22 protein-coding genes are annotated in these 26,608 nt (G+C 60.8%); 5 read left to right on the top strand and 17 right to left on the bottom strand.

Annotation, left to right across the window (positions count from 1 at the left end; translation table 11 throughout):
- Positions 1-76 precede the first annotated feature (76 nt).
- Positions 77-280 carry a 4Fe-4S binding protein gene (locus JFN91_RS10610; protein WP_136524875.1) on the bottom strand — a complete coding sequence of 68 codons (204 nt, stop codon included), beginning with the start codon at positions 278-280 and terminating at the stop codon, positions 77-79.
- A gap of 193 nt (positions 281-473) precedes the next feature.
- On the opposite strand from JFN91_RS10610, the gene JFN91_RS10605 reads away from it, so the two are divergent.
- Positions 474-980 carry a MucR family transcriptional regulator gene (locus JFN91_RS10605; RefSeq protein ID WP_199389177.1) on the top strand — a complete coding sequence of 169 codons (507 nt, stop codon included), beginning with the start codon at positions 474-476 and terminating at the stop codon, positions 978-980.
- 193 nt (positions 981-1,173) lie between these two features.
- Here JFN91_RS10605 and JFN91_RS10600 read toward each other — a convergent pair whose 3' ends face one another.
- Positions 1,174-1,962, bottom strand: a complete 789-nt coding sequence (locus JFN91_RS10600; protein ID WP_199389176.1) for a pseudouridine synthase — start codon at positions 1,960-1,962, stop codon at positions 1,174-1,176.
- A 296-nt stretch (positions 1,963-2,258) separates the two neighbouring features.
- Between JFN91_RS10600 and JFN91_RS10595 the strand changes: the two genes are divergently transcribed.
- Together JFN91_RS10595 and JFN91_RS10590 are read left to right on the top strand one after the other, a co-directional pair.
- A complete protein-coding gene (locus JFN91_RS10595; RefSeq protein WP_199389175.1) occupies positions 2,259-3,230 on the top strand; it encodes a YncE family protein in 972 nt (323 codons plus the stop codon).
- Between the two features lie 280 nt (positions 3,231-3,510).
- Positions 3,511-4,773 carry a DUF445 domain-containing protein gene (locus JFN91_RS10590; RefSeq protein ID WP_199389174.1) on the top strand — a complete coding sequence of 421 codons (1,263 nt, stop codon included), beginning with the start codon at positions 3,511-3,513 and terminating at the stop codon, positions 4,771-4,773.
- 159 nt (positions 4,774-4,932) lie between these two features.
- Here the strand turns inward: JFN91_RS10590 and JFN91_RS10585 are convergent, their stop codons facing one another.
- From JFN91_RS10585 to dnaE, 3 genes are all read right to left on the bottom strand, one after another.
- On the bottom strand, positions 4,933-5,739 hold the full coding sequence (locus tag JFN91_RS10585; protein WP_199389173.1) for a hypothetical protein: 807 nt from the start codon (positions 5,737-5,739) through the stop codon (positions 4,933-4,935).
- Positions 5,740-6,328: 589 nt separating this feature from the next.
- Complete coding sequence (locus JFN91_RS10580) at positions 6,329-7,288, bottom strand: acetyl-CoA carboxylase carboxyltransferase subunit alpha (protein WP_199389172.1); 960 nt, start codon at positions 7,286-7,288, stop codon at positions 6,329-6,331.
- Positions 7,289-7,339: 51 nt separating this feature from the next.
- Positions 7,340-10,816 (bottom strand): DNA polymerase III subunit alpha, encoded by a 3,477-nt coding sequence (dnaE, locus tag JFN91_RS10575; protein ID WP_199389171.1) that lies wholly within the window; start codon positions 10,814-10,816, stop codon positions 7,340-7,342.
- A gap of 250 nt (positions 10,817-11,066) precedes the next feature.
- On the opposite strand from dnaE, the gene JFN91_RS10570 reads away from it, so the two are divergent.
- Positions 11,067-11,765, top strand: a complete 699-nt coding sequence (locus tag JFN91_RS10570; RefSeq protein WP_199389170.1) for a pirin family protein — start codon at positions 11,067-11,069, stop codon at positions 11,763-11,765.
- Positions 11,766-11,980: 215 nt separating this feature from the next.
- Here the strand turns inward: JFN91_RS10570 and hisS are convergent, their stop codons facing one another.
- The 3 genes from hisS to JFN91_RS10555 form a co-directional block, all read right to left on the bottom strand.
- The gene (hisS, locus tag JFN91_RS10565; RefSeq protein ID WP_199389169.1) at positions 11,981-13,228 is read right to left on the bottom strand and encodes a histidine--tRNA ligase; all 1,248 of its coding nucleotides are present in this window, start codon (positions 13,226-13,228) and stop codon (positions 11,981-11,983) included.
- Positions 13,229-13,458: 230 nt separating this feature from the next.
- Entirely contained in the window at positions 13,459-14,838 is a 1,380-nt protein-coding gene (locus JFN91_RS10560) for a GGDEF domain-containing response regulator (RefSeq protein WP_199389168.1), read from the bottom strand.
- Between the two features lie 75 nt (positions 14,839-14,913).
- Entirely contained in the window at positions 14,914-17,271 is a 2,358-nt protein-coding gene (locus JFN91_RS10555; RefSeq protein WP_199389167.1) for a DNA internalization-related competence protein ComEC/Rec2, read from the bottom strand.
- A 370-nt stretch (positions 17,272-17,641) separates the two neighbouring features.
- Here JFN91_RS10555 and JFN91_RS10550 point away from each other — a divergent pair, with 370 nt between their 5' ends.
- Complete coding sequence (locus JFN91_RS10550) at positions 17,642-18,097, top strand: hypothetical protein (protein WP_199389166.1); 456 nt, start codon at positions 17,642-17,644, stop codon at positions 18,095-18,097.
- Between the two features lie 3 nt (positions 18,098-18,100).
- Here the strand turns inward: JFN91_RS10550 and JFN91_RS10545 are convergent, their stop codons facing one another.
- The 9 genes from JFN91_RS10545 to plsX all read right to left on the bottom strand — a co-directional run bounded on the left by JFN91_RS10545 (position 18,101) and on the right by plsX (position 26,605).
- Positions 18,101-18,988 carry a radical SAM protein gene (locus JFN91_RS10545; RefSeq protein WP_199389165.1) on the bottom strand — a complete coding sequence of 296 codons (888 nt, stop codon included), beginning with the start codon at positions 18,986-18,988 and terminating at the stop codon, positions 18,101-18,103.
- A 290-nt stretch (positions 18,989-19,278) separates the two neighbouring features.
- Positions 19,279-20,526 carry a serine hydroxymethyltransferase gene (glyA, locus tag JFN91_RS10540; protein WP_199389164.1) on the bottom strand — a complete coding sequence of 416 codons (1,248 nt, stop codon included), beginning with the start codon at positions 20,524-20,526 and terminating at the stop codon, positions 19,279-19,281.
- A gap of 129 nt (positions 20,527-20,655) precedes the next feature.
- Positions 20,656-21,102, bottom strand: coding sequence for a ribose 5-phosphate isomerase B (gene rpiB, locus JFN91_RS10535; protein ID WP_199389163.1), 447 nt, complete (start codon positions 21,100-21,102; stop codon positions 20,656-20,658).
- A gap of 2 nt (positions 21,103-21,104) precedes the next feature.
- Positions 21,105-22,337: a beta-ketoacyl-ACP synthase II gene (gene fabF, locus JFN91_RS10530; RefSeq protein WP_199389162.1), complete on the bottom strand. Its 1,233-nt coding sequence runs from the start codon at positions 22,335-22,337 to the stop codon at positions 21,105-21,107.
- Positions 22,338-22,421: 84 nt separating this feature from the next.
- Entirely contained in the window at positions 22,422-22,655 is a 234-nt protein-coding gene (acpP, locus tag JFN91_RS10525; RefSeq protein WP_012531540.1) for an acyl carrier protein, read from the bottom strand.
- Between the two features lie 137 nt (positions 22,656-22,792).
- The gene (gene fabG, locus JFN91_RS10520; protein WP_199389161.1) at positions 22,793-23,533 is read right to left on the bottom strand and encodes a 3-oxoacyl-[acyl-carrier-protein] reductase; all 741 of its coding nucleotides are present in this window, start codon (positions 23,531-23,533) and stop codon (positions 22,793-22,795) included.
- Complete coding sequence (fabD, locus tag JFN91_RS10515; RefSeq protein WP_199389160.1) at positions 23,533-24,465, bottom strand: ACP S-malonyltransferase; 933 nt, start codon at positions 24,463-24,465, stop codon at positions 23,533-23,535. The genes fabG and fabD overlap by 1 nt, the downstream gene beginning before the upstream one ends.
- Positions 24,466-24,575: 110 nt before the next feature.
- A complete protein-coding gene (locus JFN91_RS10510; RefSeq protein WP_215907350.1) occupies positions 24,576-25,556 on the bottom strand; it encodes a beta-ketoacyl-ACP synthase III in 981 nt (326 codons plus the stop codon).
- Positions 25,553-26,605 (bottom strand): phosphate acyltransferase PlsX, encoded by a 1,053-nt coding sequence (gene plsX / locus JFN91_RS10505; RefSeq protein WP_183347980.1) that lies wholly within the window; start codon positions 26,603-26,605, stop codon positions 25,553-25,555. Before plsX ends, JFN91_RS10510 begins: the two co-directional genes overlap by 4 nt.
- Positions 26,606-26,608 lie beyond the last annotated feature (3 nt).

Below are 26,608 nucleotides of genomic sequence, written 5' to 3'. Positions count from 1 at the left end.
TCGGGCTGTCGACGCGGTCCGGGCCTGGGCCGGCCCGGGTCGAGCAATCAGCAGGCGACACTTTTTCAGTGTTAAATTACTTGAAGACAGTTATGGCAACATCAGGACAGATTTCGGCGCAGAGAGCACAGCCGGTGCACTGCTCCAGATTGGGAGCCTCAGCCGGTGCATATCCCTGGATGTTGACCTTCTCGCATAGCCTGATCAGCTTCTTTGGGCAAGCAATGGTGCAGATACCGCAGCCCTTGCAGCGCATTTCGTCTATTACAATTCTACCCATGCCTTATGTCCCCTCATTGTCTCGCGGCCTGCTCAGGCCATGCAATCAGCGCTGGAAACTAGCAGAAATTTGTGAAGCCAGTCAACTTTTTTGTTTACACATGTCATTTATCACTTGCTTTTAAACCTGTGTATAGTTTAATAATAAGCGTCTCATTTACGCACTCTAAAACTCTAAAAGGAGGAGCGAAACGATGGCATCATCACTGCTCGAATTGACGGCGACCATTGTCTCTTCACATGCCTCGGTTACAGAGATGTCAGGCGAAGATTTGCTTCTTGAACTGCAGAAGGTGCATGGCGCCCTGCAGAAGCTCGAAGTGGAGACCGGCGAGGGGGTGGAAAGGGGCGAAGGCAAAGGCCCGGCCGTTACCCTGAAGAAGGCCTTCCAGCCCGACCAGATAAGCTGCATGCTGTGCGGCAAGAGCGGCATGAAGACCCTCGCACGCCACCTGGCCCAGGTTCATGGCATCAAGCCCGGCGAGTACCGCAAGCAGTTCGGTATTCCCAGCAACCAGGCCCTGACCGCGAAGAACTTCTCCGAGGCGCGCAGAAGGATGGCGCAGGAGAAGGGACTGGCGGACAACCTGGCGAAGGCGCGCGCCGTACGGGCGGCGAAGTTGGCGGCCAAAGGCGGTGCTGAAAAAAAGCCCGCGAAGGCGCCGCGCGTGCCGAAACAGAAGCAGCAGATGAGCGCGTAACCCCAAATGTGATGATACCTATCTGCTTCCAGTGGGACGGCTCCGGCTTTCCGGAGCCCGCGCAGGACGATTGCGACGAGAACTCCTCCGCCTCGGCCTGAGTCCCATCACTGCGTGCAGGTTTAATATACCTATAAAAAAAGCCGCCCTCGGGCGGCTTTTCTTGTTTGCGCTGGCGGCACCCGGTGCAGGATTACCTGCGCGGTGCGATCTTTCTCCTTGCCACTACTCCGGTCTTTCTCGGCCCGCGGCCGGTACCGCTGGGAACCGTCTTCCGCTTCAGTTTCGCCACCTCCTCGGAGGTGAGGTGCCTGAATTCACCCGGCTTCATCTCGCCGATCTCCAGGAAGTCGTAGCGCGATCTCTTCAGACGCACGACGTTCAGCCCCACCGCCTCGCACATACGGCGCACCTGGCGGTAGCGTCCCTCGTGGATGGTGATGGAGATCCAGGAGTTGTTGTCGCTTTCGCTTACCGGAAGGACCTTGGCCGGGGCGGTCATGCCGTCCTCCAGCTTCACCCCTTCGGCCAGCTTCTGAATCTGAGCCGGCGAGACGTGTCCGCTCACCCGCACCAGGTAGCCCTTGTCCACTTCGTGACTCGGGTGCATCAGCATGTTGGCGAAAGCCCCGTCGTTGGTCAAAAGCAGCAACCCTTCGGTGTTGTAGTCCAGGCGGCCGACCGGGTAGACCCGCTCCTGCACACCCTTCAACAGGTCGGAAACGATGGGACGCCCCTCCGGGTCCTTCATGGTGGTCATGTAGCCGACCGGCTTGTAAAGGAGCAGGTAGACCCGCTTCTCGCCAACCGTGATCGGCTTGCCGTCCACGGTGATGGTATCGGTGTCGGTATCGGCCTTGGTGCCCAGCTCGGTAACCACGACGCCGTTCACGGACACCCGCCCGGCAGCGATGATGGTTTCCGACTCGCGGCGTGAGGCGATTCCCGCCTGTGAAAGTATCTTCTGCAAACGTTCCTGCATCTATTCTCCTTACCCGGATCTCCCCGGTTCTCTGAACGATGCTACTCATAACATGCTGCTGTAGCAACCGCAAGCTTTAACCCAACTCCGGCAGGTTGAGCCGGCAGCACCGGGCAAAAAGTAAATCCCCCCTGTCCCCCCTTTCACAAGGGGGGAACGTCAGGCCTCGCGCAGCGCTTCTTGGGCCTACCCATCGCCAGTATTATAGATTTCCAATCACACTCTGATACCCTTGGTTGGTTCCAAACCAGTGCCGCCGCAGCGCGGTGCCCTACCCCCACTAAAGGAGTTCTCACATGACCAATCCCCACAGAAGGAACGGACAACAGTACCTCTACTTTTCACAGAAAACCGGCGATAGCGTCTCGGTCATAGACATAGGCAAAGACAAGCCCAAAGAGGTGGAGACCATCAAGGTGGGCATTCAGCCGGAACAACTGGTGACCAACAGGAGCAAGACACGGCTCTTTGTCATCAACAGGGGGTCGGACAGCATCAGCATAATAGATACAACGACTGCTCCCATGGAAGTGATCGCCACCGTCGCGCTGGGAGCCGAGCCCTACGCAATAGCGGTTGATCCCGAACAGACGAGGGTCTTCGTCAGTTGCGGCCCGATGGACGCGGGCAGCATCAAGATCATCGATCTCACCGCCACCACGCCGGTGCTGCAAAGCTCCACCCCGGTGCGCGGCCTGTTGTTCAGGGGACTGGCGATATCACCCGACAGCAAGCGCCTGTTCGTGACCGGCGGCCCCAAGGAGGATACCATCAACGACAGCCTCTCCGTGTACGACATCACCGCCAGTGCACCGGTCCTGCTTGCCGCGGTGGAGGGGCAGAATGAAAGCCCCGAATTCGTCTGTGTCAATCAGGCAGGAACCTTTGCCATCGCGAGCTTCCGGCAGGGAGGCATCAACGTCTTCGACGCGGCCGCCACCCCGCCGGTGCTGCTTTCGACGGTGGGGAGCGGCGAGGTCAACGGCTCGGCCCTCAGCCCCGACGGCAGCCTCCTTGTCATGGGGTACGCCGAGCCCTCGGGGGGAGAGGGTAACTACGGCATTTACGACGTCTCGGCCATCCCGCTCGGCACCGGCCTCTTTTTTACCAGCAGCTATGCGCCCGGCCCAATGACCTTCAGCCCTGACGGGGCACGGCTGTACATGATGAGCGGCAATGAACTGGTCGCTTTCGACATGACCATGCACCCTCCTGAGGTAGCAGACCATGTCACAGTCACCGGACCTGCCGGCGGCATCACGTTATGATTGGCGACAATCTTCCGCTAGTCCCTCTCCCGGAGGGAGAGGGTGCCCAACGGGCGGGTGAGGGCTCTGCCGGCTCAGATAATCTGTTCTCGGCACCCCCCTCACCCTAGCCCTCTCCCGGAGGGAGAGGGGATATAAAAGCATGTGGCGGAAGATCATGGCCTAATCAGGTTTATTGAGCGACGCCATCTGGATATTGCCTTGTTTCAGGCAACCTGATAAAAAGGTGGGCCGCCGTCTATGGCAACAGACACGCCAGGAAACAAGGAGTAGAAGCTAGATGGATACCAGACAAGCAGCACTTACCAAGAACAAGACCATTGCCGGCACACTGCTGGTCGGCGCAGCCCTGCTTTTCATCGTGGCCCGCCTTAACCATGGCACCGGGGCCTGGGGCTGGATCGCCGCCTTCGCGGAGGCCGCCATGGTGGGCGCGCTCGCCGACTGGTTTGCCGTGGTCGCCCTGTTCCGGCACCCGCTGGGACTCCCCATCCCGCACACGGCCATCGTCGCGGAAAAGAAGGAGAGCATCGCCGACAACATGGGGCGCTTCATCCAGGAGAAGTTTCTCGCCACCGAGGTCCTGGTGGAGCGGATGCGCCAGTTCGATCCCGCCCGGCACCTGTGCAACTACCTGCTCTCCCGCGACAACGCCGAAGGGCTGGCGAGGGGGATCACCCGCGTCATCTCCGAGTCCATCGAATTCCTCGAGGACGAGCGGGTCAGCAAGGTAGTGAGCGCGGCACTTGCTGATCGCATCGACAGGTTCGACGCGGCAACCTCGGCAGGAAACCTGCTGGAAAGCCTGAGGAAAGAGAACCGGCACCAGGCGGTGCTGGACGAACTGCTGAAGCGCCTGGGTGGCTGGCTGGCGACCCCGCAATCGCAGGAGAAGGTGGCGCAGGCCCTCGACAACTGGGTGGACACGGAATTTCCGCTACTGAGCAAATTCATCCCGAACCGTCCCCAGTTCTCCCGTAACGCCGGCGAAAAAATCGTCGGGAAAGTGAGCGCGTTCCTGGACGCGGTCAACGCCGATCAGAGCCACGAACTGCGGCACGAATTCGACCGGGTGGTAGGTGACTTCATCCTCAAACTTAAAGAGGACGACGGGATGCGGGCCAAAGTGGCGCAACTGAAGCAGGAACTGGTCAACAACCAGCAGCTTGCCGACTACGCCAAGGGATTGGTCAGCGACCTGAAGTACTGGGTGGTGCAGGACCTGGGTCAGGACTACTCCAACATCCAGAGAAAGATTGCCGACGCGGCCGTTGCGCTGGGCAACACCCTCTCCCGTAGCGGCGAATTGAGCGATTCCATCAACGAGCATCTGGAAGACGTGGTGAGAAGGTACGCCGGCGACCTGAGGAGCGGGCTGGCCAAGCATATCTCCGGCACAGTGAAAGAGTGGGAGAACGAGGAATTCATCAACGAGATCGAATTGAGTATCGGGTCCGACCTGCAGTTCATCCGCATGAACGGCACCCTGGTCGGCGGCATGATCGGCATCCTGCTGCACGCAGCGTCCCTGCTGCTGGGGTAAAGGGGGAGCTGCCCACGGCCGACGAGAGATCGGCAGCAATCAGTAGCCAGCTTTAGTTCGACAAAAAAAGGGGGCATGGCCATCAAGGCCATGCCCCCACTTCATTTCATCTCGTCTCTCTACTTGCCGCACCTCATGCTTTGAGCATGACGGCGTAGCTTACTGCGGGAGAGGAATGTTGACGTTGCTCGGGGCCATGACAGAAGTCGAAAGGTTGCCGAAGGTAACGCTGGGAGCGTAGAACGCCCAGCTCTTAGCAGTTTCAGTGCCCATGAGCAGGTTCGGTTTTACCGTGAATACACCTTGGTAGTAGAGTTTCACCGCGGTCGTCTCGCCGATGATGATCGGAGCGGTCACACCGTGAGCAGAACCGTACTTGAAGGCACTGGTGCTATTGGCAAAGGTTACATACGGAGCCCTTTGCGGGGTCGGCAGGTACCAGAAGTTTTGCAGCGGAGTAACGGAGCGCCCGCCCATCGTGGACAGGTTCGCCATTACAGAGAATTTGGCACCTTGAGTCACAACGCCAGGAGCGCTCATCACTGCGGCAGTCGGATTCAGGGCCAGGGACACCGAGTTGTTATCCGGACGGGTGATGGAAACGCCCGTAGAAATAGCGTAGTCGGCAGGAACTTTGAAGCCGTCGGCGTTGGTGTTGTAGGTAAGAGCTTCGAAAACGTAGCCATTAGCCAGCGGAAGGGCAAAGCTGAAGGGAGCGCCGCCGGAAGGATGGTCGGCAACGACCCTGAAAGGCTGGCCGTTCAACCTGAGGTTCGGGTTGGTGATGACCACACGCACGTTCTCATAGGTCTGCAGTGCGGTGGTTTTCGCAGCCGCGCCATCAACAAATTTAACTGACACAACGCCGGTCGGAGTCCCGCTGTTAACGTCGGTTACCGAGCTACCGCCACCACCACCACAAGCTGCCAACATCAAGGCCACGACCAACAACATAAACTTCTTCATAAATACTCCTCCTCTTTAATGTATTTACAACAAGAATTACAGTCAGACATCGAGCAACAGAATCAGTAGGGGCTCCACCTCCTTTTCTAATTAGTAGTCAACAATAATACATAACAGCATTAGCACGCGCCTATGGTCCCTCGCCGCCTATCGGCACAGAGGAATCCCCGTCGAACTGGGTGCGCGGAAAGACCCACTAACTAATGATGCGGACAATCAGGTGCTTGCACAGTGGCAGGAAGAACCAACGCAAGATGTTCAGAGATTAACATGTTGGCCGCTGAGTGAACTGACCCGGGCAGCGCCATATCGCGGCAGGGAAGCGCGATATGACCACACTCTAATACTCCGACGTATACGACCCCTTCTGATATCAGTATCTTAGTAACTGAGATCACAAATACTGCAAGATCCATACAAAAAAGTAAGCGCGTGGTTAAAAGTGACCAATTGAAAAAAAACAGAATTGGTCTGACAACCGGGTGAAGAAATGGGAAGAGGCTGGCTAGTGGCGGGCGCAGACAAAAAGAAGGGGACATGACTTACAGCCATGCCCCCTTCACTTAATGCTTCTGACTTTTAGTTGCTTCTATTCGGCGAAGCGGCTCATCTTCCTGAACTTCTGGTAGCGCTGCTCGATCAGTTCGTCTGCAGCAATCGCTTTCAACTCCTTCAGGTTCCTGGAGAGCGCCTCGTGCAGGTTCTTCGCCATGGCCTCGTGGTCGCGGTGCGCGCCACCGGCCGGCTCGGGAACGATCTCGTCGATGACGTCGAGTTCCTTGATGTCCTTGGCTGTGAGTTTGAGCGCCTCGGCAGCCTGGGCCCCTTTGGTGCCGTCGGACCAGAGGATCGCGGCGCACCCTTCCGGGGAGATGACGGCGTACACGGAGTGCTGCAGCATGAGGATCCGGTCGCCCACGGCGATGGCAAGCGCACCGCCGGACCCCCCCTCGCCGGTGATGACAACGATGATGGGTACGGTGAGGCGGGACATCTCCCTCAGGTTACGGGCAATCGCTTCGGCCTGGCCGCGCTCCTCGGCGCCGATACCGGGGAACGCACCCGGGGTGTCGACGAAGGTGATGATGGGAAGCTTGAAGCGCTCGGCCATCTCCATCAGACGCAGCGCCTTCCGGTACCCTTCCGGGTTGGGCATGCCGAAGTTGCGGAACACCTTCTCCTTGGTGTCGCGCCCCTTCTGGTGACCGATGACCATGACCGGCTCGCCGTCGAGCCTGGCCAGGCCGCCCACGATGGCGTGGTCATCGCCGAAGTTGCGGTCGCCGTGCAGTTCCACGAACTCGGTGAAGATGAGGCTCAGGTAGTCGAGGGTGAAGGGACGGTTGATATGGCGGGCCACCTGGGCCGTCTGCCAGCGGGAAAGGTTGGCGAACATCTCTTCGCGCATCTTCTCGGCTTTCTCCTCAAGTTTGGCGACCTCGCTGGAGAGATCGACCCCCTCGGTGGAAAATGCGAGCAGTTCCTGGATCTTCTTGTCCAGTTCCGCCAGCGGCTTCTCAAAATCCAGATAGCTTTGCTGCAATGCCATATATCTCTATCTCCTTGCTTTCACATAAAAATAAACACAACCGTCCTGAGGCTACTCGAAGGACACGGCATTATAGCCGAAGAGGTTACTCACTTCCACTGTTAATTCTTCACTGGCCGCCACTTTGTATACATCGGAGAGCCGAATGGTGACTCGTGAACTGTTCTCTATGTCAAGGTGCAGGAAGCTGCGACAGATTCCCTGGTAGCGCGAGATGATGTCTTTGAGGGTCTTGAGCTTGCCGGGATCTGCTTCCTTGGCGTCGATGGTGAAGTTCACCCTGCGCGTCTCGCGCTCCACCAGGTCGCGCAGGAGCACGATGTCGCTGGCCATGATCTTGGCCCCCTTCTCGCCGTGCTCGACCGTGCCGGTGATGTGCACCGGGTCGTCGCCCTTGAGAAACTCGGAGCAGCGCGCGTAGACGTCGGAGAAGACCACCACCTCCAGCGAGCCGACCAGGTCCTCCAGGGTGACGAAGCCCATCCGGTCACCCTTCTTGGTCATGATCTCCTTGAGGCTCGCGGGAACGCCGCAGATCTTCACCTCGCTCTTGTCCTTGGCCTCGTTGATCGAGGAGCAGTCGACGTTGGAGAAGCGGCGCATGTCGGCCACGTAGCGGTCCAGGGGGTGGCCGGTGATGAAGAAGCCGATCGCCTCCTTCTCGCAGCCCAGCCGGTATTTCTCGTCCCACTCCGGGATGTCGGGGAGGCGGTTGCCGGAGCCGTTGGAACCGCGCTGGATCTCGGCCATGCCGAACAGCGATACCTGCGCGCTCTCGCGCTCCTGCTGCACGCGCTGTCCCTGGGCGGCGGCATCCTCCAGAACGGCCATGAGTTGAGAGCGTTTCGCCTTGGTGCAGTCGAAGGCGCCGCTTTTGATGAGCGCCTCGATCACCCTCTTGTTGCAGCGGCGCAGGTCGACCCTTTCGCAGAAGTCGAAGATGTCCTTGAAGGGCTCATCGCCACGGGCCTCCAGGATGGCCTCGATGGCCCCCTCCCCCACGTTCTTCACGGCGCCGAGGCCAAAGCGCATGGCGGTGTCGAGCACGCGGAAGGAGCGCAGCGACTCGTTGATGTCCGGCGGCAGCACCTCGATGCCCATCTCGCGGCAATCGCCGATGCTCTTGATCACCTTGTCGGTGTTGCTCATGTCCTCGGTGAGGAGGGCGGCCATGAACTCGACCGGGTAGTGTGCCTTCAGGTAGGCGGTCTGGTAAGCGACGAGGGCGTAGGCCGCGGAGTGCGACTTGTTGAAGCCGTACTCGGCGAACTTAGCCATGAGGTCGAAGATGGCGGCGCACTTCTTGGAGTCGAGTCCCAGCTTCTCGGACCCTTCCATGAACTTCAGGCGTTCTTTCGCCATCTGTTCGGCGTCCTTCTTACCCATGGCGCGGCGCAAGAGGTCCGCGCCACCGAGCGAATAGCCTGCCAGGGAACGGGAAATCTGCATAACCTGTTCCTGGTAGACAATGACGCCGTAGGTGTCCTTGAGGACGGGCTCCAGCTGCGGCAGGTCGTAAACCGTCTGTTTGCGACCGTGCTTTCTTTCGATGAAGTCATCGACCATGCCGGAGCCGAGCGGACCCGGACGGTAGAGGGCGCAAACCGCGATGATGTCCTCGAAGCAGGACGGCTTCAGCTTGACCAGAAGCTCCTTCATGCCGCTCGACTCGAGCTGGAAGACGCCGGTGGTGTTGCCGGCCTGCAGCAGCTTGTAGGTTTCCGGATCGTCATCGGTCAGGAGCGTGATGTCGAAGTTGGGATCCTTGCCGTTACGGATGTGCTTGCAGGCGTTGTCGATGACGGTGAGGTTCTTGAGGCCGAGGAAGTCGAACTTCACCAGGCCGACCTTCTCCACGTACTTCATGGAGTATTGGGTGGTCAGCGAGCCGGTCTTCTGGTCCTTGTAGACCGGGCAGAAATCTTCCATCTGCCTGGGCGCGACCACGAGGCCCGCGGCGTGGGTCGAGATGTGGCGGGCAAGCCCCTCCAGGCGCAGCGCGACGGTCATGACCTCGTTCACCTTCGGGTCGGCCGCCATCAGCTCCTTGAGTTTAGGCTCCTGCTCGATGGCCTTGTCGAGCGTAATACCCAAGACCTCGGGGACCAGCTTGGCGATCTTGTCCACGTCGGCAAAGGTGAGGTCCAGCGCGCGCCCGACGTCGCGGATGACGCCGCGGGCGGCCATGGTACCGAACGCCGCGATCTGGCAGACCTTCTCCCTGCCGTAGCGCTCGACCATGTACTGGATCACCTCTTCGCGGCGGTCCTGGCAGAAGTCGACGTCGATATCCGGCATGGAGATACGTTCCGGGTTCAGGAATCGCTCGAATAGCAGGTTGTACGGCATCGGATCGATGTCGGTGATCCTGATGCAGAAGGCGACCAGCGAGCCGGCCGCCGAGCCCCTGCCCGGCCCGACGGGGATGCCGTGGTCCTTGGCCCAGTTGATGAAGTCCGCAACGATGAGGAAATAGCCCGGGAACCCCATGTGCCTGATGCAGTCCAGCTCGATGCGCAGGCGGTCGTGGTAAGCCTGCTCCTGTTCCGGGGTCAGGTCCGGGTACTTGATCTTGATCTTCTCGAGACGCAGCTTGAGCCCCTCGATGGACTCGCGCTCCAGCTGATCATCCAGGGTTTCGCCCGGCGGCGCCTCGTAAGCCGGGAAGTGATAGGTCTTGAAATCGAACTCGTAGTGGCAGCGTTCGGCGATCTTGACCGTATTTTCCAGCGCCTCCGGGCAGTAGTGGAAGTCCCGCGCCATCTCCTCCGGGCTCTTCACGTAGAAGGCCTCGGTGGTGAAGCGCATCCGGTTCGGGTCGCTCATGGTCTTGCCGGTCTGGATGCAGAGCAGGATCTCGTGCGCCTTGGCGTCTTCCTTGTTGAGGTAGTGACAGTCGTTGGTGGCGACCAGCGGCAGGTTCAGCTCGCGCGCGATCTCCATCACCCGCCTGTTGGCGATGGTCTGCTCGGGGAGCCCGTTCTCCTGGATCTCCAGGTAGTAGCTCCCGGGGAACATGTCGGCGTACCAGATGGCGGCAGCCTTGGCCTCCTCCATCTTGTTCCTGCCGGCGAGATAGGCGATCTCTCCCTGCAGGCAGGCGGAGAGGCAGATAAGACCTTCCCGGTGCTTCTCCAGCAGTTCCTTGTCGATGCGGGGGCGGCGGTAGAACCCCTCCTTGTAGCCGGCTGAGCTGAGGTAGCAGAGGTTCTTGAAACCGGTCATGTTCTCGGCCAGCAGGATGAGGTGGTAGCTGGTGACCGGGTCTGCGGCGGTGGGGGCCTTCTTGTCGAGACGGGAGCCGGGAGCGATGTAGACCTCACAGCCAAGGATCGGTTTGACCCCCTTGTCCTGGGCCTTCAGATAGAACTCGAGGGAGCCGAACATGTTGCCGTGGTCGGTGACCGCCACCGCCGGCATGTGGTACTCCTTCGCCTTCTTGACCAGGTCGCCGATGCGGATGGCGCCGTCCAGCAGGGAGTACTGGGAGTGCAGATGAAGATGTACGAAATTGGCAGGTGAATCCATAAATCCGAGGCCCTAACGAGAAACCGAAACTGATTGAATAGAAAAGACAAAAGGAGCCGTGGCTCAGCGGGCTCCAGTTGCTGATGAGAATAAAAATAAGGGAAGTTTTAGCACTAGGGGGCTGCCGATGTAAAGGCCAAAGTATGACACACCGTTGACAAACCGAAGCCATATACTTTAATATCAAATCATACAAGGTCAAACGGTTTGGCTTTCGTAACGATTCGTGAAACTTAGGCAGGAGGACGCCATGATCACCGTCAGAAGAGCAAACGACAGGGGCCATGCCGATCACGGCTGGCTCAACACCTACCACACCTTTTCCTTCGCCGACTATTACGATCCGCGCCACATGGGTTTCAGGGACCTGCGGGTCATCAACGAGGACCGCGTGCAGCCGGGGGTGGGCTTCCCCACTCACCCGCACCGCAACATGGAGATCATCTCCTACGTGCTGGAAGGCGCGCTCGCGCACCGCGACAGCATGAGAACCGGCTCCGTCATTCGTCCCGGGGACGTGCAGCGTATGAGTGCCGGCACCGGCATTACCCACAGCGAGTTCAACGACAGCAAGGTTGACCCGCTGCACTTTTTCCAGATCTGGATTCTGCCAGAGCGGACCGGGATCACCCCGAGCTACGAGCAGAAATTTTTCCCGGACCAGGAAAAGCGTGGCCGCCTGCGCCTGATCGCTTCCCCGGACGGGCGTGACGACTCGGTTACCATCCACCAGGACGTGAAATTATACGCAACGCTCCTGGACCCGGGCGAGGAGATCGTGCATCACGTCCCGGCGGGACAGCATGCCTGGGTGCAGGTGGCGCGGGGCAAGCTGCTCGTGAACGGCCATCTTCTGGAGACAGGGGACGGGGCGGCAGTCAGCAACGAAGACCTGCTGCGCCTGACGGCGAAAGAAGCGGCCGAGGCGCTGGTGTTCGAACTGCCGTAAGCGGTCTGCAGATAAAAAGGGGACAGGCTACTTTACGGTAAAAAAGTAGCCTGTCCCTTTTTTGATGTGAGCGGTGACACTCCTCCCCCCGGAGGGGGGAGGTCGGGAGGGGGGAAAGGTTGTAGCTATCGCTCCCCCTCCCTAACCCTCCCCCTCCGGGGGAGGGGACTGTTACTCAATCCTCTGTACGAACCGCTCAGGTTTCAGAACTAAATTTACGCGTTGATTGCTGAACGAATGGCCTCTGCCTTCAGGTCAACCTCGTCCTGGGTGCCGCCGTCCATATTCTTCAAGGGGGCGGTGCCGCGGGCCATCTCGTCGCCGCCAATGATGAGCGTGAACCGGGAGTTGAACTTGTCGGCACGCCTCATCTGGCTCTTCAGGCTCTTCCCTTCGTAGTCGATCTCCACGGCGAGACCCAGGCGCTGCAGGGCGCTCATCAGACGGAAGGCCTCGGCATGAGCCTCATCACCTAGGGCGGCGATGAAGAGATCCGGCCTGCGGGAGAAATCTTTCTCAGCCAACAGCAGCGCCACGCGCTCGACACCCATGGCAAAACCGATACCGGGGATCTGCGGCCCGCCGATCGAGGAGATCAGGCCGTCGTAACGGCCACCGGCGGCGACGGCGCTCTGGGCGCCCAGCATGGTGGTGACCATCTCGAAGGTGGTTCTGGTGTAGTAGTCGAGGCCGCGCACCATGCGCTGGTTGATGCTGTACGGGGTGCCGACCAGTTCCAGGTGCTTGCGGGTCTTGTCGAAGTGATCGCTGCACTCGGCGCAGAGGTGGTCCAGCATCGAAGGGGCGCCCTGGGTGGCCTCCTGGCAGCCGGCGGACTTGCAGTCCAATGCACGCAGCGGGTTGGTATCGTAGCGACGCTTGCAGTCATCGCACAGTTGGTCGATGCGATCGAGCAGGAACTTCTTGAGCGCCTCGCGGTAGGCGGGACGGCAGCAGGGGCAGCCCAGCGAGTTGATCTGCAGCGACGGCTCGGTGAGCCCCAGTTCCTGGAAGAAATGGGTCAGCATGGTGAGCACCTGGGCATCGACCGTGGGAGCGGCAACGCCGGTGATCTCGGCACCGATCTGGTGGAACTGGCGGTAGCGCCCCTTCTGCGGGCGCTCGTAGCGGAACATCGGCCCCATGTAGTACAGGCGCGCCACCGGGTCCAGGGCGTGCATCTTGTGCTCGACGTAGGCGCGCATCACCGACGCGGTCCCCTCCGGGCGCATGGTGACCTTGTTACCCCCCTTGTCTTCGAAGGAGTACATCTCCTTCTCCACGATGTCGGTGGCATCGCCAATGGAGCGGCAGAACAGCTCGGTCTTCTCCAGGATCGGGATCCTGATCTCGGAAAGCCCGTAAAGCTCAAAAACCCGGCGTGCCGTGGCCTCGATGTGCTGCCACTTCTCGACCTCGCCCGGGAGGATGTCGTTGAAACCTTTGATGCCGGTGATTGCCACGGTTAACCCCTCTCCTCATTCACGAAATAAAAACCGAACAACTTAACGCAAAGCCGCGAAGGCGCTAAGCCGCAAAGAAAAACTGAAGCTGGGGGAAAAGCAAACCTGAAAGCCTTCGGTTTACCTTTGCGCCTCTGCGCCCCCGCGCCTTTGCGTTGAGGCTTTAAAAACAAAAAAACCGGCGTGACTACTGTCCGGTCTGTTGCAACGTAGTGTCAGCCCTTGCCCGGTCAGGGAGGGGTGACCAGCCTTTCGGCGTGGAAGGCACGGTTCTTACCGGCGCTCTTGCCGCGGTACATGGCCTGGTCCGCCATCTCCAGCAACTCGGCCTTGGTGGTGGCATCGTCGGGCGCGCAGGCGAAACCAAGGCTCACAGTGAGCCTGATGGCAAGGCCGTCGGCCTTGGCGAAGGTGTGCCCCTCGATGGTCTTCCTGATGCGCTCGGCAACGATAGCCGCCCCGTCCATCCCGGTTTCGACCAACACGATGGTATACTCGTCGCCGCCGTAACGGATCACCGCGTCGACGTCGCGCACGCTTTTTCTGACCAGCGAGCCGACCTCGCGCAGGACGCGACTGCCGATCAGGTGCCCGAAGTTGTCGTTCACCGACTTGAACAGGTCGATGTCAAGGAAGAGGATGCCTAAGTTGGAGCCGTAGCGCTCGCAGCGCTTTAGTTCCCGCTCCAGCACCACGTCCAAATAGCGGTAGTTGTACAGGCCGGTCAACTCGTCTATGTAGAGGAGGTCCTTGGCGATGTTGTAACGTGCGGCGTTGTCCAGGGCCAGCGACCCCTGGTCGAGCAGGAAAGAGATATGTTTGCGGTTGATGTCTCTGGGCAAGAGGGTGCCCGGATCGTTGAACAGGATGATCACCCCCTGCAGCTCCGCCTTCTGCCGCAGGTACACGCACAGTGCCTCGGTGACTCCGTTGCCGTAATCGGCATCGTCCGGGAGGAAGTTCCGCAGGAATACCAGGTGGGAGCTGCCGTCATCGCGCAGGTCACATTCGCTGATCACGGCCTGTCCCAGCAGGTGCGCGTTCAACTCCTCGATCCCCTTCAGTTCGCGCAGCATGAGCTGGCCGTTGTCACTGAAGTAACCAAGCGCGCGGGTGACACCTACTTCCTTGACCACGGCGTCGGTGAGCATCGAATATATGCGTTCGAGTTCCAGGCAGTTGGCGATGTTCTGGCTCACTTGGAACAGGTTGACCAGCCCCTTCAGCTCCAGGTTCTCGTCGAGAAGCCTGCGCTGTTCCATACAATGGGCGACTATGTGGCGGAACTCGTCCTGGTTGATTGGCTTGATGAGATAATCCGTGGCGCCGTTTTTGAGGGCGTAAATGGCGGTCTCCACGTTGGCGTGGCCGGTGACCATGATCACCGCGGTGGCAGGATCCAGCCTCTTGACCTCTGACAGAATGTCGAGGCCTGACACATCGCGCATCACCAGGTCGGTGACGACCAGGTGGTACCCTCCCCTACTGATCATTTCCAGCGCCTCCTCTCCGGAAGCGGCCACTTCGACGCTATAGCCATCTTCCTTGAGCAGGTCGGTATAGACCTCTCGGAAAAAGCTATCGTCTTCGACTAAAAGAATCTTTTCCATGCAAAGAATCTCCTGGATGGTCGGGTGATACAGGGGGCAATGCCAGCATAAACTAGCAGATAGAACTCTTGAGTGTCAATTAAAATGCCCATAAGGAGCCGATAATATGAGAACACCATCCGCTTTGCAGACCACCTCGATGGTTCCTTCCAGGTCGGTGCGGTAGATTCTGACGCCGTGACGTTGCAGTCTGTCCAGGGTCTCCGCCGCTGGGAGGCGAAAGGCGTTACGGTATCCTGCGGAGATGATCGCGACAGCCGGCCGCACCGCTGCCACAAAGGGTTCGCTGGAAGAATACCGGCTACCGTGATGCGCCACCTTCAACAGGTTGCTTCGCTGCAGAATACCCCGTTCAAGAAGTTCCCGCTCTTCACGCACGCCGATATCACCGGTGAAGAGAACGGAACTTTTGCCGTGGACCAGACGGAATACCAGGGAGCCCCCGTTCGTGTCCGCCTCCGGTGCCTGCCCGGCAACCGGCCACAGCGGTTCGAGCTGCGCGCCTCCCACCTGCAGTGGCGTCAGCTCCCCTCCAAGTTGCTGCACCGGAACGCCACGTGCGGTTGCAACCCATTTCAACTGCTGCAACTCAGGGGCAGCCAGGGTCTGGTGGTGGACGACCAACTCCCCCACCTCGAAATTGGCCGCCAGGTACACCCCCCCTTGCAGGTGGTCCGGATGGCCGTGTGACAGGACCAGGTAATCGATGCGCCGTACCGAGAGGGCTCGCAAGGCAGGGAGCAACAGGCGTGCCCCCACTTTCATGTCGCTGTCCGTGGCATTGCCGCCGCCGTCGACCAGCATCCACTTTCCGTCCGGCAAATGCACCAGCGCGGCGTCCCCCTGCCCCACGCTCAGAAAGTACAACCGCATGATGCCGTCGTTAGCCTGGGCAGCGGGCACCGCGCGCACAACCAGTGCTACCACCAGCGCGAACACGGTCGCATGACGCCATCCTCGCAACTTGATGAACGTCACTGCACAGAGCACCAGGCACGCCAGCAGAAGGTCCAGGCGATCCGGGACGTAAGCTGTAAAAACTGGGGCGCGGGATAATTGCTCTACCACCCGATCCGACCAGCGCACCAGGGTGGCCGCTAGGTGCAGCAGCACGGTGGCAGGCGTTTCCCACAGGCAGCCCAGGACCAGGGCACTGAAACCAAGAACTACTGCGCCGTAGCCCATGAGCGGCACCACCAGGAGATTGGCGACCAGCCCAACCAACGATATCCGTTGGAAGTAATAGGCAACATGGACAGAGGTGGCGACTATGGCTGCCACTGAAGCGATAAAAAGCAGCACCACCCACCGGATCACTTTCCCAGCCTTATCCTGCGCTTTGGACAGAGTCGGCGTCAGGACGGACAGCCCCCAGATAGCCAGGAAGGAGAGCTGAAAAGAGACGTCGAATGCCAGTTGCGGTGCCACAGACAGGATGGCGCAGGCGGCCAGCATGATGGTGTGCACGGGGTCTACTTCCCGTTTCATTTGCAGCGCGGCCACGACCACGCAGATCATCAGCACGCTGCGCAGCGTGGCGGGTGCCTGCCCGGAAAGGAACAGGTAGAAGACCACCATGGGCAGGGAGGCCAGCATGACCAGCGGTCTCAGTTTGAGGTGCAGGGCGAGCCATTCGGAGCGCCGGGCCAGGTAGTAGAGGAACTGGCACAGAGACAGGAACACGATGCCGACGTGGAAGCCGGAAATGGAAAGGATGTGGTTCACTCCGCTGCGGGCAAAAGCCTCCTGCAACTGCTCCGGCACGTCGCCCCGGTCGCCAAGGAGCAGTGCCTTCAGGACTCCACCCTCTGGCCCCGGTTCCACCCTGGTGATGAAACGCCCGAGCCTCTCAGCCAGCAGGTCGATGTCGTGCAGCCGCCCCTCGCCCGCTCGCAGCAGCACCAGGTCATCAGCCGTCAGCACAAATCCGGTGACATGCACCTGTTGATAGGCCAGCCTGCGCACCCAGTCGGACTCACCGGGCAGCCCCAGGTTGCGCGGTACACGGATCCGGGAAGAAAATCGTATCCTGTCCCCGATACGCAGTCCCGCACGTCCCTCTTTCACGAATACCAGCAGCCGCCCCGACGCCCCCTGTTCTCTCCCCTCATTGCTGACCCGCTCGACCTGCACATAGACCCGGCTCCCCCCTGTCGCGCCGGGTTCCGCCCGCGCGTCCAGCACCCCCTCGATCACCACCGGCCGGTCCGAGGCGAACCGCTCCAATCCCGGTAGCGGCAGCAGAAACGGCTGCAACGATAACTGGCCCCACGCGAAGAAGAGCAAGGTTAAAGCCAGCAGGAAGGGGGATCGCGAACGGGTGAAGGTGGCTGCCAGGGTAACGACAAGCAAGGCTGGCAGGGACCAGGTGGGGGGAAAGGTTTCAGACAGGTGGGTGGTGGCCAGACCTGCGATCAACGCGGCCAGCGGCACCAGCAGTGGTCTCTCCAGAGGTCACCTCCCCGCTTCCGAGTTGTGAGCGCCATCACCAAAACGATTAAAAACAACACACGTTATAGCAGATGGCAAAGGTTGCACAACGCCGTCTGTGCATTCCCATACTGCTGTTCAGAGTTCGCAATGCGCTCAACACCTCGATATTCCAGCACAAATCAAACATCGAACAAGCTCGTTGTGCAGGTTTAGCACAGACAAGCCCTTTCCGAGCCCATCGGGCACAGACCGAAACATCATCATTTTACATAATAAAATCAGACAGTTACGGCATACGCTCCACCACGGTCAGTTTTGGTACGCCAGTTGTAAAAGAAGGGGAAAACGGCACAACATCCGGGAGGACATCATGGCATACAGAGATCGCAGCACCAATGAAAGGTCTGGCTCTTACGCTTATACCATTATGGAAGTACGCCTGAGGAAGAAGGGGGCACCGGAAGGGACCAAGGACGACCTGCGCTACATGTCCGTGGACAGCCACTGGGACACCCTGCGCTTCGTGCAGGACAACATGGACCAGTGCGTGGGGAACGTGGTGCGACTCAAGCGGACCGAACCGGTGCGCCACACCGTGAACGAGAGCGCCGAACTGTTCCAGAGAAACCTGGAGCCCCTGGTCTCCACCCTGGCAGCAAACCAAGGGCAGGGCGTCATGGACAAGCTCTCCGCCTCACTGAAAAAAGCCCTGCTGCTGATGGTGATGGAGCGCTACCAGAGCGACCGCGAGAAGGCCTGCCGCGTACTCGGCATCTCCCGGGAGAAGTTGGAGAGCGAACTGAGGCTCTGCGGCGTGGCGAGATAGAACCTAGTAGTATTCCTCTTGATAAGAAGGGATCTCCGCGTACCAGCGGGGGTCCCTTTTTGCTTCCAGCAGAGCGGCGTCCACCGTATCGATGAGACGCTGCCGGTCCTTCGGATAGCTCCCGGCCAAGCTAAGGAAATTTGAGACGTGGTTGGAGCGCAGGATCGTTCCTTGCGGGGCCAGCCGCTCCAGCAGCGCGCGGGTCTCCAGCAGAATTTCTCCGTGGCTCAGCGGCTCGATCAGCTTCAGGAAGTCGTCGTTGTGGCGCTGGAACATGGTGAGCAGGGAAAAGTATTCCGGCGACAGCGCCGTGATCCACTCCGCGGTGGCGGCAGCATGCTCGGCGCTGCGCTTTCTCCCCGCAAGCCCAAGGATGGCGGTTATGGAAAGCTTCATCCCGGCAGCCTTTGCTTTGCGGCACTGCTCCAGCATCTGGTCCGGTTCGAATCCCTTGTCGATCAGCCGCAGGGTTTCCGCGTCGCCGCTCTCCAGCCCGTAGTACAGGATGCGGAGCTTTTTGGCCCGCAGGGCAGACAGATCCTCCTCGCTCTTGAGGTTCAAGCTGTTCGGGGAGGCGTAGGCTCCCACCCGGGTGAGGGAAGGAAAGACCACGGCAAGTTCATCGAGTATCCGCTCCAGTCCCTGCTGCGGGTAGATCAGGGCGTCACCGTCGGCCAGAAACACGCGCCGCACGCCCGGGCGGTAGCGCGGCGGGATGGACCTGATCTCCGCGAAGATCTCATCCAGCGAGCGGATCCGGAACTGCTTCATCTTGTACATGCCGCAGAATTTGCACCGGTTCTGGGAGCAGCCGATGGTGATCTGGAAGATGAGACTGCCGGCCTCGGAGGGCGGGCGAAAGAGCGGTTCGTGGTAGTTAAAAAAGTGCATCCTCGTCCCCCTGCTGAAGCATCAGGAGCCGGTTGGAACCGGCCGCGTCAACCATACCGGATTCCCCTCCACATTTTCCAGCTAAAACTCGCGGTCTCTTCCTTCACGACAGATATGGCCGAACAGAGTCCCCGCCCCCGGAGGGGGAGGGACAGGGAGGGGGCGCGCAGCGTCACGGTGGGGCTTCCCCCCTCCCAGCCTCCCCCCTCCGGGGGGAGGTGACCTATCCGGGAATAAAAAAGGGGGGTGCCTGAAGGCACCCCCCTTCCCTTTCAATTATGGCCGGCTCCTTACTTCAGGCGGTCGGCGTAGAGCGGGAAGCGCTTCATCAGCGCGTTCACCTGGGTCTTCACCGCGGCGAGTTTGGCCTCGTCATTGACGTTGCCGAGGACCTCGGCGATGAAGCCTGCCACCTGCTCCATCTCGGCTTCTTTCAGGCCGTGGCTGGTGGCTGCCGGGGTGCCGATGCGGATACCGGAGGTGATGAACGGCGAGCGGGTGTCGAAGGGTATGCCGTTCTTGTTGACGGTGATGCCGGCGCGGTCGAGTGCCTCCTCGGCTACCTTGCCGGTCAGCTCGGTCTGGGACAGGTCCACCAGCATCAGGTGGTTGTCGGTACCGCCGGAGGTGAGCTTAAAGCCGCGGCTCATGAGGCCGGCGGCGAGCGCCTGGGCGTTCTTCACAATCTGCTGCTGGTACTGCTTGAACTCGGGGGAGAGCGCTTCCTTGAACGCCACGGCCTTGGCGGCGATGACGTGCATGAGCGGGCCGCCCTGGATGCCCGGGAAGATGTTGGAGTTCAGGGTCTTGGCCCACTCCTCGCGGCACATGATCATGCCGCCGCGCGGTCCGCGCAGGGTCTTATGGGTGGTGGTGGTCACGAACTCGGCGTAGGGAACCGGGCTCGGGTGCAGGCCCGCGGCAACGAGGCCGGCGATGTGGGCCATGTCCACCATGACCACGGCGCCCACCTTGTCGGCGATGCGACGGAAGGCCTCGAAGTCGATGATGCGCGGGTACGCGGAGGCGCCCACGACGATCATCTTCGGCTTGTGCTCGACGGCGAGACGCTCGCACTCCTCGTAGTCGATGGTCTGGGTCTCCTGGGAGACGCCGTAGGGAACGATGTTGAAGAGCTTGCCGGAGAAGTTGACCGGGGAGCCATGGGTCAGATGGCCGCCGTGGGCGAGGTTCATGCCCAGCACGGTGTCGCCCGGCTTCAGCACGGAGAAGTAGACCGCCATGTTGGCCTGGGAACCGGAGTGCGGCTGGACGTTGACATGATCGGCGCCGAACAGTTCCTTGGCGCGCTCGATGGCCAGGTTCTCGACCTTGTCCACCTCGTGGCAGCCACCGTAGTAACGCTTGCCGGGATACCCCTCGGCGTACTTGTTGGTAAGAACCGATCCCTGCGCCTCGAGCACGGCCGGGGAAACGAAGTTCTCCGAGGCGATCAGTTCGAGGTTGTACTCCTGGCGCTCAGTCTCGTGCCTGATGACTTCCGCCACTGCCGGGTCGAATGTTTCCAGTACTGACATGTCTGACTCTCCTAGTGAAAAAGTGCTGTTGAAATGAGAAAACGGGACTCTGGGAGTCCCGTTCCGTGCTTTAGAATCGTTTGTCTTACCAGTGCCGCTGTGCTGACCCGCTCGCTTTTGGGTGATGCATCATCCCTTGAGTTCGCGCTCCACTTCGGCGATCTTGTCCAGCCGCTTCTGGTGCCTGCCCGCGGCGAACTCGGTGTCGAGCCAGGCCGCCACCATCTCGCGGGCCTTCTCGGTCTCCAGCACGCGGCCGCCCAGCACCAGGATGTTGGCGTTGTTGTGCTCCTTGGCCATGGTCGCCATGAAGACGTCGGTGGCCAGCGCCGCACGGATGCCGGGGAACTTGTTGGCCACGATGGACATGCCGATGCCGGTGCCGCAGACCAGGATCCCCTTCTCGGCGCTCCCCTCGGAGACGCGGCGGGATACCGCTATCCCGAAATCGGGGTAGTCGACGGAATCGCCGTTGTGGGTACCGAGGTCTTCGCAGGGAAGACCGCGCGCCTCGAGCATCTTCCTGATCTCGTTCTTGAGATCCAGCCCGCCGTGATCGCTACCGAGAACTATCATGACTAGACCCTCTTGAAGAGCAGCGACGCGTTGGTGCCGCCGAAGCCGAAGGAGTTGCTCATGGCGTACTCGAGCTTCGCCTCGCGTGCCGTGTTGGGCACGTAGTCGAGATCGCACTCAGGATCCGGATCGGTGTAGTTGATGGTCGGAGGCACTACCGAGTTCTGCATCGCCATCAGGGAGAAGACAGCCTCGACGCCGCCGGCAGCACCGAGCAGGTGGCCGGTCATCGACTTGGTAGAGGAAACCATCAGCTTGTAGGCGTGATCGCCGAAGACGGTCTTGATCGCGGTGGTCTCGCCGACGTCCCCGAACGGGGTCGAGGTGCCGTGGGCGTTGATGTAGTCGACCTGCTCCGGGTTGATGCCCGCAGTGCGCAGCGCCATCTTCATGCAGCGCGCCGCGCCCTCGCCGCCCGGGGCAGGAGAGGTCAGGTGGTAGGCGTCGCCGGACAGACCGTAGCCCACGACTTCACCGTAGATCTTGGCGCCGCGTGCCTTGGCCGCCTCGTACTCCTCGAGCACGACGATGCCGGCACCCTCGGAGAGGACGAAACCGTCCCTGCCCAGGTCGAACGGACGCGAAGCGCCGGCCGGGTTGTCGTTGTTGGTGGAGAGCGCCTTCATCACCGAGAAGCCGCCGATACCGAGCGGGGTCACGGTGGACTCGGTGCCGCCCGCGATCATGGCGTCGGCGTCGCCGCGCTGGATCATATGGTACGCGTCACCGATGGAGTGGGTGCCGGTAGCGCAGGCGGAAACGGAGGAGACGTTCGGGCCTTTCGCGCCGTACTTGATAGAGATGTGCCCCGGAGCGAGGTTGATGATCAGCATCGGGATGAAGAACGGGGAGACCTTCTTGTATCCCCCCTCCAGCAGCGCCGAATGGTAACGCTCGATGGCGGGAAGCCCGCCCAGGCCGGCGCCCACCAGGACGCCCACGCGCTCGGCATTTTCCTCGGTGATCTGCAGGCCGGAGTCTTCCATGGCGAAGTGGGCCGCAGCCAGCGCGTACTGGATAAAGAGATCCATCTTCTTGATCTCTTTCTTGTCGATGAAATCTTCAGCAACGAAATCCTTCACCTCGCCGGCGATTTTCACCGGCAGGTCGGAGGCATCAAAACGGGTAATGGGAGCGATGCCGGACGTGCCGGATACCAGTGCATCCCAGTTCTTGCCGTTCCCGGTCCCCAGCGGGGAAACCACGCCTACCCCCGTGACAACAACTCTTCTCATACTCTGAACTCTCCTTAGGTACTGTTGACTCATGGCCGCCCGGAGGCGGCATGAAAAAGGGGAAGCATAACTCCCCCCTCTCTACTAGGTGTGATCAGTGATGTAGTCGATTGCGTCCTGTACCGACTGGATCTTCTCGGCGTCCTCGTCGGAGATCTCGATTTCGAACTCTTCCTCAAGCGCCATCACCAGTTCTACGGTATCCAGGGAGTCGGCGCCCAGGTCGTCCATGAAGGAGGACTCGTTGGTCACCTGAGCCTCGTCAACACCAAGCTGCTCAGCGACTATCTCTTTAATGCGTTTCTCGATCGAAGCCATTCAATTACCTCCATTTGATTGTAACGTTAGACGTTATTTGATTTGTTGTGCCCAAGACTGCTATTTCATAGCATGAAAAGTAGAATTTGCAAAAGGTATTTTTGGCGCTGAAAGTAAAAACAACGCCGTCAGGCGACTCACATGTACATGCCGCCGTTCACCGAAAGAACGTGCCCGGTGACGTATGCCGCGGCGTCGGAAACGAGGAACAAGACCGCCCCCGCTATGTCATCCGCACTGCCGAGTCTGCCCATGGGAATCTGCTCCTGGAGCGCCTCCCTGGTCTTTTCGGAGAGCTCGGAGGTCATGTCGGTCTCGATGAAGCCCGGGGTGACCGCGTTGACGGTGACGTTTCTGCGGGCGAGTTCCTTGGCCACCGACTTGGTGAGGCCGATCATGCCCGCCTTGGAGGCGCAGTAGTTGGCCTGGCCGGGGTTGCCCATCTCGCCCACGACGGAGGAGACGTTGACGATCCTGCCGAAGCGCGCCTTGGACATCAGCTTCGCGGCCTCGCGGGTGCAGTTGAAGCAACCCTTCAGGTTGATGTCGAGCACCGCGTCCCAGTCCTCTTCCTTCATCCTGAGGAGCAGGCCGTCCTTGGTGATGCCGGCGTTGTTGACCAGGATGTCAACCTTGCCGAAGGCCTCCACTGACTGCTTGAAGAGGCTCTCAACCTCGGCGGCGACCGAAACGTCGACCTTGACCGCGAGAGCCTTGCCACCCGCGGCGACGATCTCGTCGGCGGTCCTGGCGGCGCCCTGCTCGGTGGTGGCGGTCACCACCACGGCGGCGCCCTCTTGCGCGAGTTTGAGGGCGATGGCCCGGCCGATGCCGCGGGAGGCACCGGTGACGACTGCTACCTGTCCGTTCAGGCTCATTACGCCACCTCCGTGATTGCTTTTACGCCTGCCGCGTCCTGCACGTTCACGCAGGCCGCTTCCTTGTCGATCCTCTTGACGAGGCCGGCCAGCACCTTGCCCGGGCCGATCTCGACGAAGTTGGTGACGCCGGCGGCGACGATGTTCTGGATGATCTGCTCCCAAAGGACCGGTGCACAGACCTGCTCCACGAGGAGCGGCTTGACGCGGGCCGCGTCGGAGTTCGGCTTCGCCTCGACGTTACTGACCACCGGGGCGGTCAGCGCGTGCACCTGCACAGCTTCCAGCGTCTGGGCCAGCCTGTCGGCGGCGGGCTTCATCAGCGCGCAGTGGAAGGGTGCGGATACCGGCAGCAGCATGGCCTTCCTGAACCCCTTGGCCTTGGCGATCTCGATGGCGCGGTTCACGGCGCCGGTGTGCCCGGCGACCACGATCTGGCCGGGAGAGTTGAAGTTGGCCGGGGATACCACCTGGCCCTGTGCCGCCTCGGCGCAGATCTCTTTGAGCACGTCCGCCTCGGCGCCGAGGATGGCGGCCATGGCCCCTACCCCGACCGGGACGGCGTCCTGCATGTAGCTGCCGCGGGCCCTGACGGTCCGGAGCGCATCGGCGAAGTCGAGCGCGCCTGCAGCGACCAGTGCGGAGTATTCGCCCAGCGAGTGGCCGGCCACGAAGGAGGGGACCAGCGGCGACTCCTCCTTGAGCACGCGGAATGCCGCGACACTGGCGGCCAGGATGGCCGGCTGGGTGTTCGCGGTGAGTTTCAGGTCCTCCTCGGGCCCCTCGAAGCAGAGTTTCGAAAGGGAGAAGCCGAGCGCGTCGTCGGCCTCCTCGAAGGCGACCTTGGCGGTCTTGAAGTTATCCGCCAGATCCTTCCCCATCCCGGCGTGCTGGGAACCCTGCCCCGGGAAGATGAATGCATAGGATTGCATAGGTAACCTCTTTTTTTCTTGTAATAGAGCGGCGGCATGCGGGCATCTACTCAGGAGCTGCCGACGCCCACACCCCTACCCCTCTCCCGGAGGGCGAGGGGACGAAGCACTTACCAGCGAACGAGCGCGGAGCCCCAGGTGAGGCCGCCGCCGAAGGCGTCGAGCAGCAGCAGGTCGCCCTCTTTCAGGCGGCCGGCACGCACAGCCTCGTCCAGCGCGATCGGGATCGACGCCGCCGAGGTGTTGCCGTAGCGGTCCAGATTGACGAAAACGCGGTCGCCGGTAATGCCGAGGCGCTTGCCGACGGAGTCGACGATCCTCTGGTTGGCCTGGTGCGGAATGAACAGGTTGACGTCGGCGGCGGTGAGACCGTTGGCCTCGAGTGCCTCCATGGCCACTTCGCCCATGGAACGGACGGCCAGCTTGAACACCTCGTTGCCTTGCATGGTCAGGTAGACCAGCCCCTCGTCCACGTTCTTGTGGCTGGCGGGGTTGCGGCTGCCGGCGCCTTTCTGGTACAGGATCTCCCAGTAGTTGCCGTCGCTGTGCATGTGGGTGGAAAGGATGCCGCTCTCCCCTTCCTGCGCCTCGAGCACCACCGCGCCGGCACCGTCGCCGAACAGCAGGCAGGTGTTGCGGTCGTTCCAATCCACGATGCGAGACAGCACCTCTGCGCCGATCACCAGGGCCTTCTTCACCTGTCCTGAGACGATGAACTTCTGTGCGGTGGAGAGGGCGTAGATGAAACCGGAGCAGGCGGCGGAGAGGTCGAAGCAGAAAGCGTTGGTGGCCTTGAGGGCCTGCTGCACGATGCAGGCGGTGGCGGGGAACGGAAAGTCCGGAGTGAGCGTGCCCACCACGATCATGTCGATTTCCTCCGCCTTCACCCCGGCGGCTGCCAGCGCCCGCTCTGCGGCGGCGATGGCGAAGGTCGAGGTGTATTCTCCCTCGGCGGCGATGCGGCGTTCCCGGATACCGGTCCTGGTGACGATCCACTCGTCGGTGGTGTCCACCATCTTCTCCAGGTCGAAATTGGTCAGCACTTTCTCCGGCACTGCGGAACCGGTGCCGGTGATTCTCGGTCTAATCATGAAGCAACCCTTTCTGTGGCGTCCGGGTTCTGGCCGGTACGCTCGCGAGTCTCGCCGGGGAAGCTCTCGTTGAGCTTTTCGGCCATGCGGCCATTGACCCCTTTGAGTGCGTATTCATGGGCAAAGCGGATCGCGTTCTTGATTGCCTTGGTGTTCGAGCCGCCGTGGCAGATCATGCCCACGCCGTTGATCCCAAGCAGAGGCGCGCCGCCGTACTCGGCGTAGTCTACGGTCTTCTTGAAATTGTTGAAAGCCTTGCGGCTTAGCAGGTAGCCGATCTGGGACAGGAAGCTGCGCTTGATCTCGGCCTTGAGCATCTTGCCCACCGCCTCGGCAAGCCCCTCGGAAAGTTTCAGCGCAACATTGCCGACGAAGCCGTCACAAACCACGACGTCGACCGAGCCATTGAAGATGTCACGACCTTCCACGTAACCGATGTAGTTGATGGGCTTGTCGCGCAGGAGGGCGCTGGTTTCCCGGGTGAGTTCGTTCCCCTTGCTGTCCTCCTCTCCGTTGGAGAGCAGGCCAACCCTGGGCTTGTCGACGCCCATGACGAACTTGGCGTACACTTCGCCCATGACGGCGAACTGGACCAGGTGGATGGGCTTGCAGTCGACGTTGCCGCCGACATCGAGAACGAGGGTCTTACCGGTAACGGTGGGAAAGAGTTGGGCGATTGCGGCGCGGTCGATGCCCTTCATCCGTTTCAGGACGAACATGCCGGCCGCCATGGTGGCGCCGGAGTTGCCGGCGCTTACCACTGCGACGGCCTCGCCACCCTTAACCAGCTCGAAGGCGACGCGGATGGAGGAGTCCTTCTTCTTGCGCACCGCATCGGAAGCGGAGTCGTGCATGCCCACGACTTCAGAGGCATGCCAGAGTTCGATGTCCAGCCCCTTGCAGTCGTGGCGGGCCAGTTCGGCCTGCACCTTTTCTACGTCGCCGACCAGAGTTACCGGGATGCCGAACTCTCTGGCGGCGGCTACCGCACCTTCTACTTCAACATGAGGGGCGTTGTCGCCCCCCATTACATCGACAGCAACTCTCATATT

The organism is Geomonas anaerohicana, assembly GCF_016458305.1.
GTDB classification, from domain to species: Bacteria; Desulfobacterota; Desulfuromonadia; order Geobacterales; family Geobacteraceae; genus Geomonas; species Geomonas anaerohicana.
Note: the sequence above shows the minus strand (reverse complement) of the source record. Positions and strands in the feature narration are given on the sequence as shown.